Here is a 20,746-nt window from a genome sequence, read left to right on the forward strand (position 1 = left end):
CCGTGGTCTACTCGTGGATTGACGGTTCGCCGTATACCGGCGAGGCCCGGCCATCACCGTTGCAGGGGCAATGGTGGGGCCCATGCGTTCAGTGGATCGACTGATCGCACCGAATCCCCGCACGACTCGTTCTGCGAGGGAAAGAAAGGACATCCGTGACTGAAACGGACCTGATCACGGCTGGGGGCAGCAGCGAAAACGGTGAGCTGCCAAACGCCGTGAGTTCAGATTCTTCTACTTCTGCGGCGGCGGACGCGCCGAACGCCACGCCGACCGCCGAAACCGCACCGACCGCCGAGGTCGCTTCGGGCAACCGCGGGGGCGCCTTGTCGACCATGGTGCTGCCCGAACTGCGCGCCTTGGCCAAGGAAATCGGCGTCGAGGGCGCGTCCGGTATGCGCAAGAGCGAACTGGTCGCCGCCATCCGTGAGCGGCGCGGCGATTCGAACGGCCGCGGAAAGGCTTCCGCCGGTGGCGAGGCTCCCGCGAGCAGCGAAGCCAAGACCGCCGAACCCGCCAAGGAGGCTCCGAACGCCGAGCAGGGCGCCGAGAGCGGCGACGACCGTAATTCCAACGCCGACGCCGAGCAGCAGCCCCGGCGCCGTGAGCGACGTGGCGCGTCGCGCGGAGCCGGCACACCCGACGCATCGGGTAACCAATCGGACAACGCCACTGGCGACGCCAAGACAGGTGACCGCCAGAGCGACCAGTCCAACAAGAGCGACCAGTCCAACAAGTCGGACAGCAAGTCCGACGGCGACCAGCAGCAGGGTGGCCAGAACCGCGGCGGCGGAGGCGGCAACAACGACGACGACGGCGAAGGCCGGGGCGGTCGTCGCGGTCGCCGGTTCCGGGACCGCAGGCGTCGTGAGCGCGGTGGCGGTGACGGCGGCGGTGACCGCGACACCGAACTGCGCGAGGACGACGTCGTTCAGCCCGTTGCCGGCATCCTCGACGTTCTCGACAACTACGCGTTCGTCCGCACCTCCGGTTACCTGGCCGGCCCGAACGACGTCTACGTCTCGATGAACATGGTGCGCAAGAACGGTCTGCGCCGCGGTGACGCCGTGACCGGCGCCGTGCGCGTGCCCCGAGACGGAGAAGGCGGCGACAAGAATCCGCGGCAGAAGTTCAATCCGCTGGTGCGTTTGGACACCGTCAACGGCAAGCCGGTCGAGGAGGCCAAGAAGCGGCCGGAGTTCAACAAGCTCACGCCGCTCTACCCGAACCAGCGGCTGCGCCTGGAGACCAACACTGAGAAGCTGACCACCCGCGTCATCGACCTGATCATGCCGATCGGCAAGGGTCAGCGCGCGCTGATCGTGTCCCCGCCGAAGGCGGGTAAGACGACGATCCTCCAGGACATCGCCAACGCGATCACCACCAACAATCCGGAATGCCACCTGATGGTGGTGCTCGTCGACGAGCGTCCGGAAGAGGTGACCGACATGCAGCGCTCGGTCAAGGGCGAGGTCATCGCCTCGACGTTCGACCGGCCGCCGTCCGATCACACCCAGGCCGCCGAACTGGCGATCGAGCGGGCCAAGCGGCTCGTCGAGCAGGGTAAGGACGTCGTCGTGCTGCTCGACTCGATCACCCGCCTCGGCCGCGCGTATAACAATGCGTCGCCGGCCTCGGGTCGCATCCTGTCCGGTGGTGTCGACTCCACTGCGCTGTATCCGCCCAAGCGGTTCCTCGGTGCGGCCCGAAACATCGAAGAGGGTGGCTCGCTGACCATCGTCGCCACCGCGATGGTGGAGACCGGGTCGACCGGTGACACGGTCATCTTCGAGGAGTTCAAGGGCACCGGCAACGCCGAGCTCAAGCTCGACCGCAAGATCGCCGAGCGGCGCGTCTTCCCGGCCGTCGACGTCAATCCGTCCGGTACCCGCAAGGATGAGCTGCTGCTGTCGCCGGACGAGTTCGCGATCGTGCACAAGCTGCGGCGCGTGTTGTCGGGGCTGGATCCGCACCAGGCGATCGACCTGTTGATGAGCCAGCTGCGCAAGACCAAGAACAACTACGAGTTCTTGGTGCAGGTCTCCAAGACCGCTCCGGGCTCGATGGACGCCGACTGACCGCGTGCTGATTTCGGTGCCGCCGGTTGCGCTGAGCGCGACGAGCGGCACCGAAACCGCTCATCGGTAGGGGTCGGTGATCTCGCGCAGTGCCGTCAGCGCGTCGCGAAGTTGCTGAAACCGGCGCTCACCGAGGAAGCGTCGCCACTCGTCCTCGACTTTGGCGATCTCCTCGCCCGCGGCCCGGCACACCGCCATGCCCTTGTCGCTCAACGTGACGAGTCGAGCGCGCGCATCCGTGGGGTCCGTCGTGCGCACCACATAACCGGACCGCTCCAGTTGATCGATCAGCGCGCCGGCGGTCTGCTTGGTCACGCGTGCCTGCTCGGCGAGGTCGGTAAGCCGCATTCCGCTCGAATTCACCTGCCGCAGGTCAAGGCGCTGCATGAGCCTGGACTGCGCGAGCGTGATGTCGTCGGCACCTGCCGCGACCAATGCCTCCATGACGCGTGCCTCGGCAGCACGATGGCCGATGAACATCAACGTCGCCGTGCTGACCCAGTCGCTCACCCCATTGACCTTAGTACGGGATCCTGACTATATTCGTCAGGGTACCTGACTAACTGGAGGAGGCGTCCGTGGAGTCCGACACCGTTTGGCGGAATATCGACGAACAGCGCGCGGGCCTCGCCGACATGCTCGACGGCCTCGAACCCGAACAATGGTCGACACCGACCCTGTGCGAGGGATGGACCGTTCGTGATGTGGCCGCCCACATCACACACTCCGCATCAGGTAAACCGAGATTGCTGTTCGAACTGCTGCGATCCGGCTTTCGGATCAACGCGATGATCTATCGAGTAGCGGTGCAGGACAACCGATCTCCTGCAGAGCTCACCGCGGCGCTGCGCGCCATGCGGGGATCGCGTAAACGCCCGCCGGGCACCGCCGAACTCGACCCGTTGATGGATGTGTTGGTGCACACCCAGGACATCGCGGTGCCGCTTGGAATCGACCGTCCCATGCCGGTGGACGCGGCGGTCGCTGCGGCCGAAAGGGTGTGGACGATGGGCTTCCCCTTCCAGGCGCAGCGACGCTTTCGTGGCGTGCAACTCGCCGCGACGGACGCCGAATTCCAGGCCGGCGAGGGCCGCCGCGTCGAGGCGCCGATCCGTGACATCCTCATGACGCTCGTGGGCCGGCCCGCCGCCGCCATCGACGTCGCCTAAAGATCACTCGGCGGGTCGGCTCGCAGTCCCGGCATGACGTAGCGGCGCAGATGCCGCAACACCGCGTCGCCGTCGCTGGGATCGAGCGTCTTACCGGGTACCGTTGCCAGCGAAATCAGCACGCGGGCAAGCCATTCCGATGCCGCGGCGACGTCCGTGTCGGGGTGGATCTCGCCCGACTCGCGCGCGGTGATCAGGTAGCGAGACCAGAAATCTGCCAGGTCGGGCACCAGGCCCTGGACGCCGGCGCCTGCGCACGCGGCGAACTCCTCGGGCTCGTCGATGCGCAGCTTCATCAACAACGTGCCAGGGTCGTCATAGGCCGTGCGCCCGTGCAGGACGCCGGCGGCGAGCTGCCGGTCGAGGCCGTCGACGCGCTCGAGCATCTCGTGCGCCTCGGACCAATAGGCCTCGTTGAGCCGCACGATCGCCGCCCCCAGCAGCGAGACCTTGTCGGGAAAGTGGCGATACAGCCAACCGCGGGAGACGCCCGCCACCTCAGCCACCTCGGACACAGTGGTCGCGCGGATTCCCTTGGCGCGCAGGCAGATCTCGGCCGCGTCGATCAGTCGATCGCGGACGCTCTTGGTGGCGGCATCGCTCGTCACCGGGTGGGCTCCTCCGTTAACCTCGCCCTCAAGTGGGCCGATCGGAGCATTGTGTCATGGTAGACACAATCGCGAATCTGTTCACTGTCGGAAGGTGAGCCATGGCGGACACGCTCCAGCAGCTGCTCAACGAGCGTGCCGACCGCGACACCGTCGCCATCCGGTACGGGAACCGCACCTGGACGTACCGCCAGTACGTTGCCGAGGCGAAGACGCAGGCCGCCGCGCTCATCGGGGCCGCCGACCAGGACCGTCCCCTGCACGTCGGCGTCCTGCTCGGCAACACCCCCGACATGCTGATCGCGCTGGCTGCGGCCGGCCTGGGAGGCTACGTGGTGTGCGGTATCAACACCACGCGCCGCGGTGAGGCCCTGGCGCGCGACGTCGCCAAGGTGCACTGTCAGTTCCTGATCACCGACGCCGAGCACCGCCCGCTGCTCGACGGTTTGGACCTTCCGGGGGTCACGCTGCTCGACACGTCCAGCACTGCTTGGTCCGACTTCCTGGCCACCGCGACGACATTCGTTGCGCACCGGGAAGCCGCCGTCGACGACACATTCATGATGATCTTCACGTCGGGCACCAGCGGAGAGCCCAAAGCGGTCCAGGTGGCCAACCTCATGGTGCTGTTCGCGGGCAACGCCTTGGCCGAGAAGTTCGAACTCACCGAGCGCGACGTCTGCTACCTGTCGATGCCGATGTTCCATTCGAACGCCGTGGTGGGCGGATGGGCACCCGCACTCGTCGCCGGGGCCGCGATGGTGCCCGCCAAGTTCTCCGCGTCGCGGTTCCTGGCCGACATCCGACGCCACGGCGTGACCTACATGAACTACGTGGGCAAACCGCTGGCCTACGTGCTGGCCACACCCGAGCAACCCGACGATCGCGACAACCCGCTGCGCGTCGCATTCGGCAACGAGGCCACCGACCGCGACATCGAGCAGTTCAGCCGGCGCTTCGATGTCACCGTTGACGACGGCTTCGGCTCGACCGAGAACGCCGTGATCATCACCCGCACCCCCGACACACCGAAAGGCTCGATCGGGCAAGGCTTTCCAGGCGTGGCGATCTACAACAGCGACACGGTCACCGAGTGCCCGGTGGCGGAGTTCGACGAGAACGGCGCGTTGACCAACGCCGACGTGGCGATCGGCGAACTCGTCAACACCGACGGCAGCGGCCTGTTCCGCGGCTACTACAACGACCCGGACGCCACCGACGAGCGGATGCGCCACGGCATGTACTGGTCGGGGGATCTGGCCTACCGCGACGCCGACGGCTACATCTACCTGGCCGGGCGCACGGCCGACTGGATGCGGGTCGACGGCGAGAATCTCGCGACCGCGCCGATCGAGCGGATCCTGCTCCGGTTGCCGGCGGTCAACCGCGTCGCTGTCTATCCGGTGCCCGACGAACTCGTCGGCGACCAGGTGATGGCCGCCCTGGTGCTGCAGGACGACGCCGAACTCGATTCGGGGGCGTTCGAGCAGTTCCTGGCGGCCCAGCGGGACCTCTCGCCCAAGGCCTGGCCGCGCTACGTGTGGGTGGCCGACGACCTGCCCAGCACCGCGACCAACAAGATCCTCAAGCGTGAGCTCGTCGCGCGGGGAGTCACACCCGACGGCAGAACCCTCTGGCGGCGCGACGGCGGCAGGTACCAGCCTCTTTAGGCGCGATTGTGGGGATATGGCACGCCAAACCGCCCCGCCGCGTGCCGGTAACCCACGTTCGGCCGGAGGTGGAAGCGGAATACCGCCCGGTGCGCACGCGTTTAGGCACTTGGCGGCCCTAGCTGGCATAATGGACCGCCGACCCTCGGTTCCGGTTCACGCCCGTCACCTCCAGCACGGAGGGGCGACCCGGGGCCACGATCGAAGAGGAAACCATGAAAACGGGTATTCACCCTGATTACGTAGAGACCACCGTGCACTGCGGCTGTGGCCACACGTTCACCACGCGCAGCACCAAGCAGAGCGGACAGATCCACGTCGAGGTCTGCTCGCAGTGCCATCCCTTTTACACCGGCAAGCAGAAAATCCTCGACAGCGGCGGCCGGGTGGCGCGCTTCGAGAAGCGCTACGGCAAGCGCACCGGGGCGAGCGCAGCGACGGGAAAAACCGAGGCCGCGGCCGACAAAGGCTCAGCGGACAAGTAGCGTCCTTTCCGGCGCCCGTTCTGCCGCATCAGCGGCCAGGCCGGGCGCCGGTTTGCGTTCGCGAGGGGCTACGGAGAGGAGGTCGACATGGCTCGCGCGCAGTCCCCGACTCAGTCGGGAGGAGCGATCGACACGCTGCTGGCCGAGCATGCCGACCTCGAACGCCAACTCAGCGATCCGGACCTGCACGCCGACGCCGCCCGCGCCCGCAAGGTAAGTAAGCGCTTCGCGCAGGTGTCGCCGATCGTCGCGACGTACCGCAAGCTCGAGGCAGCCCGCGGCGACCTAGAGGCGGCACGGGAGCTGGTCGCCGACGACCCGTCGTTCGGGGCCGAGGTCGACGAGCTGGTGTCCACCGTCGAGCAGCTCGACACCCAGCTGACCGACCTGCTCGCACCCCGCGACCCGCACGACGCCGACGACATCGTGCTCGAGGTCAAGTCGGGGGAGGGCGGCGAGGAGTCCGCGCTGTTCGCCGCCGACCTGGCCCGGATGTACATCCGTTACGCCGAGCGCCACGGCTGGACCGTCACCGTGCTGGACGAGACCTTCTCCGACCTTGGCGGCTACAAGGACGCCACGTTGTCGATCCGGAGCAAGGGTGACTCCGCCGACGGCGTGTGGTCGCGGCTGAAGTTCGAAGGCGGCGTGCACCGGGTGCAACGCGTCCCGGTCACCGAGTCGCAGGGCCGCGTGCACACCTCCGCGGCCGGAGTGCTCGTCTACCCCGAACCCGAAGAGATCGAGGAGGTGCAGATCGACGAATCTGATCTGCGCGTCGACGTCTACCGGTCGTCGGGCAAGGGGGGCCAGGGCGTCAACACCACCGACTCCGCGGTGCGCATCACCCACCTGCCCACCGGCATCGTCGTCACCTGTCAGAACGAGCGGTCGCAGCTGCAGAACAAGGCCCGTGCGATGCAGGTGCTCGCCGCGCGACTGCAGGCGATGGCCGAGGAGCAGGCGCAGGCCGACGCCTCGGCCGACCGCGCCAGCCAGATCCGCACAGTGGACCGCAGCGAGCGCATCCGGACCTACAACTTCCCGGAGAACCGGATCGCCGATCACCGGATCAACTTCAAAGCGCACAACCTCGACCAGGTGCTCGACGGCGACCTCGACGACCTGTTCGACGCGCTGGCCGCCGCCGACAAGCAAGCGAGACTGCAGGCCACATGACCCGGCCCAGCCCGGCGCCGGCATCCACCACGCTGAGCCAGACCATCGACGCCGCCGCGACGGTGCTGGCCGAAGCGGGTGTCGCCACGCCGCGCGTCGACGCCGAACTGCTGGCCGCGCACGTGTTGGGCACCGACCGGGGCCGTCTGCGGTTCATCGAGGCCGGACCCGACTTCGCGCAACGATACGACGATCTCATCGACCGGCGCGCCCGGCGCGTCCCGCTGCAGCACCTGGTCGGCACCGCCGCGTTCGGGCCGGTCGACGTGCACGTCGGCCCGGGCGTGTTCATCCCACGCCCCGAGACCGAAGCCTTGCTGGAATGGTCTCTGACGCAACGGTTACCCGATGCCCCGGTGATCGTCGACCTGTGCACCGGCAGCGGTGCGCTGGCGCTCGCGTTGGCGAATGACCGGCCCGACGCGCGCATCAACGCCGTCGACGACTCCGAGTCGGCGCTCCAATACGCGCGACGCAATCTCGCCGGAACCGGCGTCGAGGTGGTCTGCGCCGACGTGACCGCACCCACGCTGCTGCCCGAACTCGACGGTTCGGTCGACCTCATCGTTGCGAACCCGCCCTACATTCCCGACGGTGCGCAGCTGGAACTCGAAGTGGCCGAACATGATCCGGCCCACGCATTGTTCGGGGGACCCGACGGGATGCGAGTGATCGAGGCGATCGTCGGCCTGGCGGGCCGGTGGCTGCGCACGGGCGGGTTGGTGGCCGTCGAGCACGACGACACGACGTCGGACCGTACCGTCGAGTGTTTCCGCCTCGCAACGTGTTTCGACGACGTCACCGCCCGGCGCGACCTCACCGGGCGGCCACGGTTCGTGACCGCGCGGAGGACCAGATGACGCCCGAAGGAGAAGTCGCGACATGAGCCAGTTGTTCGACTGCTCCGACGCCGACCAGCGTGAGACCGGTATCGCGTCGGCGATCAGCGCGCTCAAGGGCGGCCGCCTGGTCGTGTTGCCCACCGACACCGTCTACGGCGTTGGCGCCGACGCATTCGATGGTGAAGCCGTCGCGGCGCTGCTTGCCGCCAAGGGGCGGGGCCGCGACATGCCGGTGCCCGTCCTGGTCGGTTCGTGGCACACAATCGAGGGCCTGGTCTACAACGTGCCGAGCAGCGCACGCGAACTCATCCGCGCTTTCTGGCCGGGCGCGCTGAGCCTGGTGGTACGCCAGGCCCCGTCGCTGCATTGGGACCTCGGCGATGCGCACGGAACTGTGATGCTGCGCATGCCGTTGCATCCGGTGGCCATCGAACTGCTGCGCGCAGTCGGGCCGATGGCGGTCTCGAGTGCCAACGTCTCCGGACAACCCCCGGCAGTCACCGCAGAAGCGGCGCGAGAACAACTCGGCGAACAAGTCGAGGTGTACCTCGAAGCAGGACCATCCGAGCGGCAGGCCGCGTCGACGATCGTCGACCTCACCGGCGCACATCCCCGCGTGCTACGCGAAGGCCCGGTCGGTGTGGAGGCGATCGCGACCGTGCTCGGTGTCGAGCCGACGACTTTGACGGACTGAGATTGGCTTTCGTGCAGTACGGTTCACCGGTGGTCTACGCCACCGACACGCTGCTGGCACTCAACGATCGCGGTGCGGGCGTACCGATCCGGGAGCTCGCGCTGGTCGGTCTGACGGCCGCGATCATCACCTACTTCGCGACCGGGTGGGTCAGGGTCATGGCGCGTCGCTTCGGTGCCGTGGCGATTCCGCGCGACCGAGACGTGCACGCGCAACCCATCCCGCGGATGGGCGGACTCGCCATGTACATCGGCGTCGCGTTCGCCGTCCTGCTGGCCTCCCAACTGCCGGCGCTGACGCGAGGATTCGTCTACTCGACGGGCATGCCCGCGGTGGTCGTCGCCGGCGGGCTGATCATGGTCGTCGGCCTGATCGACGACCGCTGGGGCCTGGACTCGCTGACGAAGTTCGCCGGTCAGATCACCGCGGCGAGTGTGCTCGTCACCATGGGGGTGGCGTGGAGCGTGCTCTACATCCCGATCGGCGGCGTCGGCACCATCGTTTTGGATCAGGTGTCATCGATCCTGCTGACGCTGGCGCTGACGGTGTCGATCGTCAACGCGATGAACTTCATCGACGGGCTCGACGGGCTCGCGGCCGGCCTCGGGCTGATCACCGCATCGGCGATCTGCATCTTCTCGGTCGGGCTGCTGCGCGACCACGGCGGCGACGTCCTGTTCTATCCGCCCGCGGTGATCTCGGTGGTGCTGGCCGGGGTGTGCCTCGGGTTCCTGCCGCACAACTTCCACCCCGCCCGGATCTTCATGGGCGACTCCGGGTCGATGCTGATCGGCCTGATGCTGGCGGCGGCGGCCACCACCGCCGCGGGCCCCATCTCTCAGACGGCGTACGGGGTGCGCGACGTCTTCGCGCTGCTGTCGCCGTTCCTGCTCGTGGTCGCGGTCATGTTCGTCCCCGCGCTCGACACCCTGCTGGCGATCATCCGGCGTACCCGCGCGGGCGTGCACTTCACGACACCTGACAAGATGCACCTGCATCACCGGTTGCTCCAGATCGGACATTCGCACCGGCGAGTCGTCCTGGTGATCTATCTGTGGGTGGCCATCGTCTGCTTCGGTGCGGCCAGCACGATCTTCATCGATCCGCGCTACAGCGGAGCCGTCATGCTGGCCGCAATTCTCGTCGCCGTCGTCGTGACCCTGATCCCTCTTCTCCGTCGGCGAAACGGCCAATTCCAGGCGATGTACGACGAAAAGTAGTAGACCCCCTTTTATGCCTCCCACCATGTGTTAGGGTGCATTCAGAACCCGAAAAAACCTCACGGGTTGCCGGCCCCCGGGCCATCGGTACACCACCGATCGGAACGGAACCACGACCGACAAAGGGAGCTGCCCCGTGGGTGATTCCAGCGAGCCAAACGCCCTCCGATACTCTCAGGGCGCATGCACGCAAATCATCGGGGCAGCCACCGTGAACCGCGGATTGAGGTGAAGTTGTGACGACGCCAGCGCAAGATGCGCCATTGGTGTTGCCATCCGTTGCGTTCCGCCCATTACGGCTCTCGGTGATCTGCTTTGCGCTGACCGTGCTCGCCACGGTGGCGACCGCCCTGCTCGGCCATCCGATGGTCGGAATCTTCTTCGGCATCGGCTTGGGCCTCGGCTTGTTCAACGCAATTCTGGTACGACGATCGGCCCTGCGGATCACCGCCCATGCTCACCCGCTGAAGAGCAAAATGGCCGTGAACTCCGCCGTACGCTTGATGGTCCTGACGGTGATCGGCCTGGTGATCGCGTTTGCGTTCCGGCCCGAGGGACTGGGTGTGGTCTTCGGAATGGCGTTGTTCCAGATGTTGCTCGTGTTCACGACCGCCGTGCCCGTCGCGCGGAAACTGCGCGCAGGTAGCCCGACTGACACCGTTGGACCCCAAGGGGAGGCCATCCAGTAATGACCGAAACCATCCTCGCCGCCGACTCCGGAATTCACGTCGGCACGCATACCGAGGCCAATTGGTTTGGGCTGACTGTCAACACCGATACGTTGCTCTCCGCGTCGATCGCCGCTGTGATCGTGCTGGCGCTGGCGTTCTACTTGCGCGCGAAGGTGACGTCGAGCGGTGTGCCCAGCGGAGTGCAGCTCTTCTGGGAAGCCATCACCGTCCAGGTGCGCAACCAGGTCGAGTCCGCGATCGGTATGAAGATCGCGCCGTTCGTGCTGCCCCTCGCGGTGACGCTGTTCGTCTACATCCTGATCGCGAACTGGCTGTCGGTCTTTCCGTGGCAGTACAGCGACGAGACCGGGATTCACGAACTGCTCAAACCCGCGGCCGCCGACATCAACTTCGTGTTGGCGCTCGGCCTGTTCGTATTCATCTGCTATCACGCCGCCGGGTTCTGGCGCCGCGGTCCGCTCGGCCACCCCGTGCGACTGCTCAAGGGGCACGTGTCGTTCCTCGCCCCGATCAACCTCGTCGAAGAGCTCGCCAAGCCAGTCTCGTTGTCACTCCGACTTTTCGGCAACGTCTTCGCCGGCGGCATCATGGTCACGATCATCGCCCTGTTTCCGGCGTACATCCTGTGGGCACCGAATGCCCTGTGGAAGTCGTTCGAATTGTTCATCGGCGCCATCCAGGCGTTCATCTTCGCGCTGCTGACGATCCTGTACTTCGGTCAGTCGATGGAGCTTGAGGATGAACATCACTGACCACGTGTAAATGCTCGACAAAACCACCTGGTAGGACTGCTACCAGAAATCAAGGAGGATAAGGAATGGATCCCACTATCGCTGCCGGAGCGCTCATCGGCGGTGGACTTCTTCTGGGCGGCGGCGCCATCGGTGCCGCGATCGGCGACGGTGTCGTCGGTAGCGCTCTGGTCAACGGCGTAGCCCGCCAGCCCGAAGCTCAGGGTCGTCTGTTCGTGCCGTTCTTCATCACGGTGGGTCTGGTGGAGGCCATGTACTTCATCAACCTGGCGTTCATGGCGCTGTTCGTGTTCGCCACGCCGGTCGGAGGTTAAAGCCGGCCATGGCTGACTCGAACGTCGTTCTGTTGGCGGCTGAGGGAGGCGGTCAGAGCAACTTCCTCATCCCCAACGGCACCTTCATCTTCGTGCTGCTGATCTTTTTGATCGTGCTCGGAGTGATCGCCAAGTGGGTCGTGCCCCCGATTTCTCGGGTCCTGCACGAGCGCGAGGCGATGGTGTTCAAGACGGCCGAGGACAATCGACGGGCAGCCCAACTGAGGGCAGCCGCGGACGCCGACTATCGCAATGTGATGGCGGACGCCCGCCGCGAGGCGACGTCGGTCCGTGAAGAGGCCCGTGCAGAGGGTCGCAAGATCGTCGACGACGCGCGGGCCCGCGCCAACGCGGAAGTCTCGACACTTCTGCAGCAGGCGAACGAACAGCTCACGCAGCAGTCGCGGGCACTGACGACCGATCTCCAGTCGTCGGTGGAGACGTTGGCCGCCAACCTCGCTAGTCGGGTGCTCGGCGTCGACGTGGCGACGCGCACGGTGCCGGTCGCGACAGGACGGGAGCGCTGACGCATGTCGACCTTTATCGGCCAATTCATCGGCTTCATCCTTATTGTGTTCCTGATCGTGAAGTTTGTCGTGCCGCCGGTGCGCAACATGATGAGGACCCAGCAGGAGACGATCCGCGATCAGCTGACCGAACACGCCGAGGCCGAGAAGAAGGTGGCCGACGCCGATACCGAGCACGCAAAAGCTCTGGAACAGGCCAAGGCCGAGGCCGCACAGGTGATCGAAGAGGCTCGCAGGGATGCCGAGATCATCGCCGAGCAGCTGCGCGCGCAGGCCGACGTCGAGCTGGAGCGCATCAAGACGCTAGGGGCGCAACAGGTTCAGCTTCTGCGCCAACAGCTCGTTCGCGAGCTCCGGCAGAGCCTCGGTGCCGAATCGGTGCAGCGGGCAGGCGACCTGGTGCGCGACTTCGTCTCCGATAGCTCCGAACAATCCGCGACTGTCGACCGCTTCCTCGCCGAGCTCGACGAGATGGCCCCGTCGACGACGACGTTCACCGACGTCGTCACGGCGAAGCTTCGTGCCGCCAGCCGCGACTCCCTGGCTCAGCTGGTCGAGCGGTTCGACGGGGTGGCCGACGGTCTGGACGGGGAAGCGCTGACGCGGCTGGCCGACGATCTGGCGTCCACCTCGAAACTGTTGCGCCGCGAGCCCGTGCTCTCCCGGCATTTGGCCGATCCCTCCAGCGCTGATGAGCCCAAGGTTCAGCTCGTCGAGCGGTTGCTCTCGGGCCAGGTCTCGGACTCCGCGCTCGACCTGATCAAAACCGCTGTGTCGCAGCGCTGGTCGGCCACGTCCGATCTGATTCACAGCTTCCAGCACCTCGCCCGGTTGGCACTTCTGGTGCGGGCCGAGGGGGAGGGTCAGATCGAGGACGTCGAAGATCAGCTGTTCCGGTTCAGCCGCATCCTCGATTCTGAGCCGCGCCTGATCTCGTTGCTGGGTGAATACACCGCCCCGCTCGAGGGACGAATCGGGTTGCTGAACAACGTGCTTGGGCGACGGGCGAGCAAGAACACCGCCGACCTGCTGCGTCAGACGCTCGATCTGCTGCACGGGGAGCGCGCCGACGAGGCCGTTCGCGAACTCGCGAACCTGGCTGTCTCGCGGCGCGGTGAGGTCGTGGCGCAGGTTCGCGCGGCCGCTGAGCTCAGCGACGCCCAGAGCGAGCGGCTCACCGAACTGCTCACCCGTATCTACGACCGTCCGGTGTCGATTCAGCTCGACGTCAACCCCGAACTGCTCGGCGGCTTGACGATCGCCGTCGGCGACGAGGTGATCGACGGGTCGCTGGCGTCGAAGCTGGCGGCGGCCGAGACCCGGTTACCCGACTGACCCACCACACCAAGACCCACACACGAAGTAGGAAGAACACCATGGCAGAGTTGACGATCTCGGCGGATGAGATCCAGGGCGCGATCGAGGAGTATGTCTCCGGCTTCGAGGCGGACACCGAGCGCGAAGAGATCGGCACCGTCATCGACGCCGGCGACGGCATCGCTCACGTCGAGGGTCTCCCGTCGGTGATGACCCAGGAGCTGCTCGAGTTCCCCGGCGGCGTGCTGGGCGTGGCACTGAACCTCGACGAGCACAGCATCGGTGCCGTCATCCTCGGTGACTTCGAGAAGATCGAAGAAGGCCAGCAGGTGAAGCGCACCGGCGAGGTCCTCTCGGTGCCGGTGGGCGACGCCTTCCTCGGTCGCGTGGTCAACCCGCTGGGCCAGCCGATCGACGGCCGCGGCGAGATCGAGACGACCGAACGGCGCGCGCTCGAGCTCCAGGCGCCGTCGGTGGTGCAGCGCCAGGGCGTGAGCGAGCCGTTGCAGACGGGCATCAAGGCCATCGACTCGCAGACCCCGATCGGTCGCGGCCAGCGTCAGCTGATCATCGGCGACCGCAAGACCGGTAAGACCGCGGTGTGTGTGGACACCATCCTCAACCAGCGGCAGAACTGGGAGTCCGGCGATCCCGATCAGCAGGTCCGCTGTGTGTACGTGGCGATCGGGCAGAAGGGCACCACGATCGCCAGCGTGCGCCAGACCCTCGAAGAGGGCGGCGCCATGGAGTACACGACGATCGTCGCCGCGCCGGCGTCGGACTCGGCCGGGTTCAAATGGCTTGCGCCGTACACGGGCTCGTCGATCGCTCAGCACTGGATGTACGACGGCAAGCACGTGCTCATCGTCTTCGACGACCTGACCAAGCAGGCCGAGGCGTACCGCGCGATCTCGCTGCTGCTGCGTCGCCCGCCGGGCCGCGAGGCGTACCCGGGCGATGTGTTCTACCTGCACTCCCGGCTGCTGGAGCGCTGCGCAAAGCTCTCCGATGAGCTCGGCGGCGGTTCGTTGACCGGTCTGCCGATCATCGAGACCAAGGCCAATGACATCTCGGCGTACATCCCGACCAACGTCATCTCGATCACCGACGGTCAGTGCTTCCTGGAGACCGACCTGTTCAACCAGGGTGTGCGGCCGGCCATCAACGTGGGTGTCTCGGTGTCGCGTGTCGGTGGCGCCGCACAGATCAAGGCGATGAAGGAGGTGGCCGGGTCGCTGCGTCTGGACCTGTCGCAGTACCGCGAACTCGAGTCGTTCGCTGCGTTCGCCTCCGATCTGGACGAGACCTCGAAGGCGCAGCTCGACCGCGGCGCCCGGCTCGTCGAGTTGCTCAAGCAACCGCAGAGCAGCCCGATGCCCGTCGAGGAACAGGTGGTCGCGATCTTCCTCGGCACCAGGGGTCACCTGGATTCCGTTCCCGTCGAAGACGTTCAGAAGTTCGAGCGGGAATTCCTCGACCACGTGAAGGGGTCGCAGGAGGGCATCCTCAAGGAGATCCGGGAGAGCAAGAAGCTCTCCGAGGAACTGGAGGAGAAGCTCGAGAAGGTCGTCAACGACTTCAAGAAGGGCTTCGCCACCACCGACGGCAGCTCGGTCGTGCCCGACGAGCATGTCGAGGCGATGGACGAGGAAGACGTCGAAAAGGAATCGGTGAAGGTCCGCAAGCCCGCACCGAAGAAGAAGTAAGGCCTGAACACAGATGGCTGCCACACTGCGCGAATTGCGCGGCCGCATCCGCTCCGCGGGCTCGATCAAAAAGATCACCAAAGCCCAGGAGCTGATCGCGACGTCGCGAATCGCCAAGGCGCAGGCCCGAGTCGAGGCGGCTCGGCCCTACGACCGCGAGATCACGAACATGCTCACCGAACTCGCGAGCGCGAGCGCACTCGATCACCCGCTGCTCGTCCCGCGTGAGAATCCCCGGCGGGCCGCCGTGTTGGTGGTGTCGTCGGACCGAGGTCTCGCCGGTGCGTACAACGCGAACATCTTCCGGAGGTCCGAGGAGCTGTTTGCCCTTCTTCGTTCGGAGGGCAAGGAACCGATCCTGTACGTGGTGGGTCGTAAAGCTCTCGGGTACTACAGCTTCCGCAACTGGGACATCCAGGAGTCGTGGACCGGCTTCTCCGAGCGGCCCGACTACGAAAACGCTCAGGAGATCGCGAGCACGCTGGTCGACGCGTTCACGGCCGGCATGGACGACGAAGGCGACGACCCCGGTGCCGACAACGTCCTCGGAGTCGACGAACTGCACATCGTCTTCACCGAATTCAGGTCGATGCTGTCGCAGTCTGCGATCGCACGCCGGATCGCACCGATGGTGGTGGAGTACAGCGAAGAAGACCCCGGACTGCAGACGCTGTTCTCCTTCGAACCGGATGCCGAAACTCTCTTCGGCGCACTGTTGCCCCGGTACATCTCCACCCGCATCTTCGCCGCGCTGCTCGAGGCGGCGGCGTCGGAGTCGGCTTCTCGCCGGCGCGCCATGAAGTCGGCGACCGACAACGCCGACGATCTCATCAAGGACCTGACCTTGATGGCCAACCGCGAACGGCAATCTCAGATCACCCAGGAAATCAGCGAAATCGTCGGTGGCGCGAACGCGCTTGCGGACGCCGCCAAGAAGTAGCCCCAGAAAGCGAAGAAGACAATGACTGCTACTGCTGAAAAAGCGACCAGCACCGACACCGCGGGCCGCGTCGTACGTGTCACCGGCCCCGTCGTCGACGTCGAGTTCCCGCGCGGTTCCGTGCCGGAACTGTTCAACGCGCTGCACGCCGAGATCGGTTACAAGGACCTGGCCAAGACGCTGACCCTCGAGGTCGCCCAGCACCTCGGCGACAACCTCGTGCGCTGCATCTCGATGCAGCCGACCGACGGCCTGGTGCGTGGTGTCGAGGTGACCGACACCGGCAGCTCGATCTCGGTGCCGGTCGGCGACGGCGTCAAGGGCCACGTGTTCAACGCGTTGGGCGACTGCCTCGACGAGCCCGGCTACGGCAAGGACTTCGACCGCTGGTCGATCCACCGCAAGCCGCCTGCGTTCGATCAGCTCGAACCCAAGACCGAGATGCTGGAGACGGGCCTGAAGGTCGTCGACCTGCTGACCCCTTACGTCCGCGGCGGCAAGATCGCATTGTTCGGTGGTGCCGGCGTCGGCAAGACCGTTCTGATTCAGGAGATGATCAACCGCATCGCCCGCAACTTCGGCGGTACCTCGGTGTTCGCCGGTGTGGGCGAGCGCACCCGCGAGGGCAACGACCTGTGGGTCGAGCTCGCCGACGCCGACGTGCTCAAGGACACCGCGCTGGTGTTCGGCCAGATGGACGAGCCGCCGGGCACTCGTATGCGAGTCGCGTTGTCCGCGTTGACGATGGCCGAGTTCTTCCGTGACGAGCAGGGCCAGGACGTGCTGCTGTTCATCGACAACATCTTCCGATTCACCCAGGCGGGTTCGGAGGTTTCGACGCTGCTGGGCCGCATGCCTTCGGCGGTGGGCTATCAGCCGACGCTCGCCGACGAGATGGGTGAGCTGCAGGAGCGCATCACCTCGACCCGAGGCCACTCGATCACCTCGATGCAGGCCGTGTACGTGCCCGCCGACGACTACACCGACCCGGCGCCCGCGACGACGTTCGCCCACCTCGACGCCACCACGGAGTTGAGCCGTTCGGTGTTCTCCAAGGGCATCTTCCCGGCGGTGGACCCGCTGGCGTCCAGCTCGACGATCCTCGACCCGAGCGTGGTCGGCGACGAGCACTACCGCGTCGCCCAAGAGGTCATCCGGATCCTGCAGCGCTACAAGGACCTTCAGGACATCATCGCGATCCTCGGTATCGACGAGTTGGCCGAAGAGGACAAGCAGCTGGTGCAGCGCGCCCGTCGGATCGAGCGCTTCCTGTCGCAGAACATGATGGCGGCCGAGCAGTTCACCGGGCAGCCCGGCTCGACGGTTCCGCTGAAGGAGACCATCGAAGCGTTCGACAAGCTGACCAAGGGCGACTTCGACCATCTGCCGGAGCAGGCGTTCTTCCTCATCGGCGGTCTCGAGGATCTGGAGAAGAAGGCAGAAAGCCTCGGCGCCAAGATGGATGCCGGCGGCGGTGACGGCGCCCCCGCTCAGACGGACTCGAACGGCGACGCCGACAAGGGCGACGATTCCGACAAGGACGAATAGCGATGGCAGATCTGGACGTCGACATTGTCGCCGTCGAGCGGGAAATCTGGTCGGGCAAGGCGACGTTCGTGTTCACCCGCACCACTGCGGGTGAGATCGGCATCTTGCCCCGCCATATCCCGTTGGTTGCTCAGCTCGTCGACGACGCCATGGTGCGCGTCGAGCGAGAGGGCGAGGAGGATCTGCGCATCGCCGTCGACGGCGGGTTCATGTCGGTCACCGGTGAAGGCGTGATCATCCTTGCGGAGTCCGCCGAACTCGAATCCGAGATCGATAGCGACCGTGCGCGGCAGGACTCCGAATCCGACGATCCCGCAGTCGCGGCAAAAGGTCGAGCCAGGCTTCGCGCCCTGGGCCAGATCGACTAGCGGTCGGCGCCTGGGCGAGCGGAGCGACGGGATAGACAGATGAGCGCGCTCATGTTCATCATGGTCGCGCTGATCTGCGTGCTGCTTTTCGTCGTGATCGCGCTGTCCTACCGGCTGTGGAAGCTACGGCAGGTAGGCGGTACCGCAGGGATTTTGCGGGACGTGCCGGCTGTCGGTGGCCAGGGCTGGCGCCACGGTGTAATGCGTTATCGCGGTGGCGAAGCCGGCTTCTACCGGTTGTCGAGTCTGCGCTGGTGGCCCGACCGTCGGCTGAGCCGCCGCGGCCTGGAGATCGTGTCGCGCCGCGGTCCGCGCGGCGACGAGTACGACATCATGACCGACGAAATCGTGGTTCTGGAGCTGCGTGATACCAGCCCTGAACGTCGTCGCGGCTACGAGATCGCGCTGGATCGTGGTGCGCTGACGGCGTTTCTGTCCTGGCTGGAGTCCCGGCCGTCGCCTCGCGCGCGGCGCCGAAGCTTCTAATCCGTTGCCGGACCGCCCGGTTGCCACAGCACGTCGCCCTGTGGGTTGGCAGCGCGGGACAGGATGAAGAGCAGATCCGACAGCCTGTTCAGGTATTTCGCGGGTAGCACGGTGATCGAATCGCCGTGATACTCGACCGCTGCCCAGGCCGATCGCTCAGCGCGGCGGGCAACCGTGCGAGCGACGTGCAATAACGCGGATAGGGGACTACCGCCGGGCAGCACAAACGAATTCAGCGCGGGTAGCGGCTCGTTGAACTCGTCGCACCAGGCTTCGAGTCGGTCGATATAGCTTTGAGTGATGCGCAGCGGCGGGTGTTCGGGGTTCTCGACCACCGGAGTCGAAAGGTCAGCGCCCGCATCGAAGAGGTCGTTCTGAATTTGCTTGAGCACCTTCGACGTTTGCTCGGTGGGACTTCCCAGGGCGATGGCAACGCCGATGGCGGCGTTGACTTCGTCGCAGTCGGCATACGCCACGAGGCGGGCGTCATTCTTTGACACCCTGCTGAAATCGCTCAGGCCCGTGGTGCCGTCATCGCCCGTACGCGTGTATATCCGGGTGAGATGGACCGCCATGGTCAAACCGTACCGGAACCCGTGGCCGAGGAAACTGACATGGCCCGCGGCGCTGTTTAGACTTACCCGCGTGAGCGAGCGATTCGTGGTGACCGGCGGAAACCGGTTATCTGGCGAAGTTGCCGTCGGGGGAGCAAAGAACAGCGTCTTGAAGCTGATGGCCGCGACCCTGCTGGCTGAAGGCACCAGCACGATCACGAATTGCCCGGACATCCTCGACGTACCACTGATGGCCGAGGTGCTGCGGGGTCTCGGGGCCACCGTCGAGCTGAACGGCGACGTCGTCCGGATCACCTCGCCCGACGAACCCAAGTACGACGCCGACTTTGCCGCCGTTCGTCAGTTCCGCGCTTCAGTGTGCGTATTGGGGCCGCTCGTCGGCCGGTGCAAGCGAGCCAAAGTCGCGCTGCCGGGCGGCGACGCGATCGGGTCGCGACCGTTGGACATGCATCAGGCCGGCCTGCGCCAGCTGGGTGCGCGGTGCAACATCGAGCACGGTTGTGTGGTGGCCGAGGCCGACCACCTCCGCGGCGCCGAGATCCAGCTGGAGTTTCCCTCCGTCGGTGCCACCGAGAATATTCTGATGGCGGCCGTCGTCGCCGAGGGTGTCACGACCATCCACAATGCCGCGCGCGAACCCGACGTCGTCGATCTCTGCGCGATGCTCAACCAGATGGGCGCCCAGATTTCCGGCGCGGGCACCCCGACGATGACGATCACCGGCGTTGACCGGCTGCATCCGACCGAGCACCGGGTGATCGGCGACCGGATCGTGGCGGCGACGTGGGGAATCGCCGCCGCGATGACGCACGGCGATATCTCCGTGACCGGCGTGGACCCGCAGCACCTGCAGCTGGTCCTGCACAAGCTGCACGACGCCGGCGCCACCGTGACGCAGTCCGACGACGGGTTCCGGGTGGTCCAGTACGAGCGTCCGAAGGCGGTGAACGTCGCGACGCTTCCGTTCCCCGGTTTCCCGACGGACCTGCAGCCGATGGCGATCGCCCTGGCGTCGATCGCCGACGGCACGTCGATGATCACCGAGAACGTCTTCGAAGCCCGCTTCCGATTCGTCGAGGAAATGGTGCGCCTGGGAGCCGATGCCAGGACCGACGGCCATCACGCGGTGGTCAGGGGTATCCCGCAGCTCTCCAGTGCGCCGGTCTGGTCGTCCGATATCCGGGCCGGTGCCGGGCTCGTCCTGGCCGGGCTGGTCGCCGACGGCGATACCGAGGTCCACGACGTCTTCCACATCGACCGCGGTTATCCGCTGTTTGTCGAGAATCTCCAGAGCTTGGGCGCCGAAATCGAGCGCGTAGCCTGACCGGCACCGCCGGGCTGCCGCGAACTGTGTCCCTGGCCCCGGGACCCGCTTTGGGGTTTGTTCGGAACTGGCGTATCCTCTTGTGAGAAGCCCACGGCCCCAGGCCAATCGGACTGGCGGACGGGGTTTGACGTCTCTGTCCAGATCGGTATAGACTGGCAGGGTTGCCCCAAAAGCGGGTGTGTTGTTTGAGAACTCAATAGTGTGTTTGGTGGTTTTTGTTTGTTGTTGTTTTTTGCCATGCCCTGTTTT

The 20,746-nt window shown here is 66.0% G+C and carries 22 protein-coding genes; 19 read left to right on the forward strand and 3 right to left on the reverse strand.

What is annotated here, in order from left to right:
• The first annotated feature begins 155 nt into the window (after positions 1–155).
• Positions 156–2,078, forward strand: coding sequence for a transcription termination factor Rho (gene rho, locus AU192_RS15760; RefSeq protein ID WP_064397787.1), 1,923 nt, complete (start codon positions 156–158; stop codon positions 2,076–2,078).
• A 60-nt stretch (positions 2,079–2,138) separates the two neighbouring features.
• Here rho and AU192_RS15765 read toward each other — a convergent pair whose 3' ends face one another.
• Positions 2,139–2,588, reverse strand: a complete 450-nt coding sequence (locus AU192_RS15765) for a MarR family winged helix-turn-helix transcriptional regulator (RefSeq protein ID WP_064397788.1) — start codon at positions 2,586–2,588, stop codon at positions 2,139–2,141.
• 68 nt (positions 2,589–2,656) lie between these two features.
• Here AU192_RS15765 and AU192_RS15770 point away from each other — a divergent pair, with 68 nt between their 5' ends.
• Positions 2,657–3,247: a maleylpyruvate isomerase family mycothiol-dependent enzyme gene (locus AU192_RS15770; protein ID WP_064397790.1), complete on the forward strand. Its 591-nt coding sequence runs from the start codon at positions 2,657–2,659 to the stop codon at positions 3,245–3,247.
• On the opposite strand, the gene AU192_RS15775 is transcribed toward AU192_RS15770, so the two are convergent.
• Positions 3,244–3,855, reverse strand: coding sequence for a TetR/AcrR family transcriptional regulator (locus tag AU192_RS15775; RefSeq protein ID WP_064397791.1), 612 nt, complete (start codon positions 3,853–3,855; stop codon positions 3,244–3,246). The two genes, AU192_RS15770 and AU192_RS15775, sit on opposite strands and share 4 nt — an antisense overlap.
• A gap of 101 nt (positions 3,856–3,956) precedes the next feature.
• Here AU192_RS15775 and fadD1 point away from each other — a divergent pair, with 101 nt between their 5' ends.
• The 16 genes from fadD1 to AU192_RS15855 all read left to right on the forward strand — a co-directional run bounded on the left by fadD1 (position 3,957) and on the right by AU192_RS15855 (position 18,595).
• Complete coding sequence (gene fadD1 / locus AU192_RS15780) at positions 3,957–5,525, forward strand: fatty-acid--CoA ligase FadD1 (RefSeq protein WP_064397793.1); 1,569 nt, start codon at positions 3,957–3,959, stop codon at positions 5,523–5,525.
• Positions 5,526–5,740: 215 nt separating this feature from the next.
• Complete coding sequence (gene rpmE / locus AU192_RS15785) at positions 5,741–6,010, forward strand: 50S ribosomal protein L31 (protein WP_064397795.1); 270 nt, start codon at positions 5,741–5,743, stop codon at positions 6,008–6,010.
• An 87-nt stretch (positions 6,011–6,097) separates the two neighbouring features.
• A complete protein-coding gene (gene prfA, locus AU192_RS15790) occupies positions 6,098–7,189 on the forward strand; it encodes a peptide chain release factor 1 (RefSeq protein ID WP_064397797.1) in 1,092 nt (363 codons plus the stop codon).
• Positions 7,186–8,049 (forward strand): peptide chain release factor N(5)-glutamine methyltransferase, encoded by an 864-nt coding sequence (prmC, locus tag AU192_RS15795; RefSeq protein WP_064397799.1) that lies wholly within the window; start codon positions 7,186–7,188, stop codon positions 8,047–8,049. Before prfA ends, prmC begins: the two co-directional genes overlap by 4 nt.
• A 22-nt stretch (positions 8,050–8,071) precedes the next feature.
• Complete coding sequence (locus AU192_RS15800) at positions 8,072–8,725, forward strand: L-threonylcarbamoyladenylate synthase (RefSeq protein ID WP_064397801.1); 654 nt, start codon at positions 8,072–8,074, stop codon at positions 8,723–8,725.
• Positions 8,726–8,727: 2 nt separating this feature from the next.
• The gene (locus AU192_RS15805) at positions 8,728–9,945 is read left to right on the forward strand and encodes a glycosyltransferase family 4 protein (protein ID WP_207544948.1); all 1,218 of its coding nucleotides are present in this window, start codon (positions 8,728–8,730) and stop codon (positions 9,943–9,945) included.
• A 236-nt stretch (positions 9,946–10,181) separates the two neighbouring features.
• Positions 10,182–10,634, forward strand: coding sequence for an ATP synthase subunit I (locus AU192_RS15810; protein WP_064397803.1), 453 nt, complete (start codon positions 10,182–10,184; stop codon positions 10,632–10,634).
• The gene (atpB, locus tag AU192_RS15815; protein WP_064397804.1) at positions 10,634–11,389 is read left to right on the forward strand and encodes a F0F1 ATP synthase subunit A; all 756 of its coding nucleotides are present in this window, start codon (positions 10,634–10,636) and stop codon (positions 11,387–11,389) included. The genes AU192_RS15810 and atpB overlap by 1 nt, the downstream gene beginning before the upstream one ends.
• 65 nt (positions 11,390–11,454) lie before the next feature.
• Positions 11,455–11,703 carry a F0F1 ATP synthase subunit C gene (locus AU192_RS15820; RefSeq protein ID WP_064347125.1) on the forward strand — a complete coding sequence of 83 codons (249 nt, stop codon included), beginning with the start codon at positions 11,455–11,457 and terminating at the stop codon, positions 11,701–11,703.
• Between the two features lie 8 nt (positions 11,704–11,711).
• A complete protein-coding gene (locus AU192_RS15825; protein ID WP_064397807.1) occupies positions 11,712–12,230 on the forward strand; it encodes a F0F1 ATP synthase subunit B in 519 nt (172 codons plus the stop codon).
• Between the two features lie 3 nt (positions 12,231–12,233).
• Positions 12,234–13,565: a F0F1 ATP synthase subunit B/delta gene (locus AU192_RS15830; protein WP_064397808.1), complete on the forward strand. Its 1,332-nt coding sequence runs from the start codon at positions 12,234–12,236 to the stop codon at positions 13,563–13,565.
• A 41-nt stretch (positions 13,566–13,606) separates the two neighbouring features.
• Positions 13,607–15,253: a F0F1 ATP synthase subunit alpha gene (gene atpA / locus AU192_RS15835; RefSeq protein WP_064397810.1), complete on the forward strand. Its 1,647-nt coding sequence runs from the start codon at positions 13,607–13,609 to the stop codon at positions 15,251–15,253.
• Between the two features lie 13 nt (positions 15,254–15,266).
• Positions 15,267–16,193: a F0F1 ATP synthase subunit gamma gene (locus tag AU192_RS15840; protein WP_064397811.1), complete on the forward strand. Its 927-nt coding sequence runs from the start codon at positions 15,267–15,269 to the stop codon at positions 16,191–16,193.
• 21 nt (positions 16,194–16,214) lie between these two features.
• Positions 16,215–17,741, forward strand: coding sequence for a F0F1 ATP synthase subunit beta (atpD, locus tag AU192_RS15845; protein WP_064397813.1), 1,527 nt, complete (start codon positions 16,215–16,217; stop codon positions 17,739–17,741).
• Between the two features lie 2 nt (positions 17,742–17,743).
• A complete protein-coding gene (locus tag AU192_RS15850) occupies positions 17,744–18,109 on the forward strand; it encodes a F0F1 ATP synthase subunit epsilon (protein WP_064397815.1) in 366 nt (121 codons plus the stop codon).
• Between the two features lie 39 nt (positions 18,110–18,148).
• The gene (locus AU192_RS15855; RefSeq protein WP_064397817.1) at positions 18,149–18,595 is read left to right on the forward strand and encodes a DUF2550 domain-containing protein; all 447 of its coding nucleotides are present in this window, start codon (positions 18,149–18,151) and stop codon (positions 18,593–18,595) included.
• Here the strand turns inward: AU192_RS15855 and AU192_RS15860 are convergent.
• Positions 18,592–19,170, reverse strand: coding sequence for a cob(I)yrinic acid a,c-diamide adenosyltransferase (locus tag AU192_RS15860; protein WP_064397818.1), 579 nt, complete (start codon positions 19,168–19,170; stop codon positions 18,592–18,594). The two genes, AU192_RS15855 and AU192_RS15860, sit on opposite strands and share 4 nt — an antisense overlap.
• A 70-nt stretch (positions 19,171–19,240) precedes the next feature.
• Here AU192_RS15860 and murA point away from each other — a divergent pair, with 70 nt between their 5' ends.
• Positions 19,241–20,494, forward strand: coding sequence for a UDP-N-acetylglucosamine 1-carboxyvinyltransferase (gene murA / locus AU192_RS15865; RefSeq protein ID WP_064397820.1), 1,254 nt, complete (start codon positions 19,241–19,243; stop codon positions 20,492–20,494).
• Positions 20,495–20,746: the final 252 nt, after the last annotated feature.

The sequence above is a fragment of the Mycobacterium lehmannii genome, assembly GCF_001499925.1.
Lineage (GTDB): Bacteria > Actinomycetota > Actinomycetes > Mycobacteriales > Mycobacteriaceae > Mycobacterium > Mycobacterium lehmannii.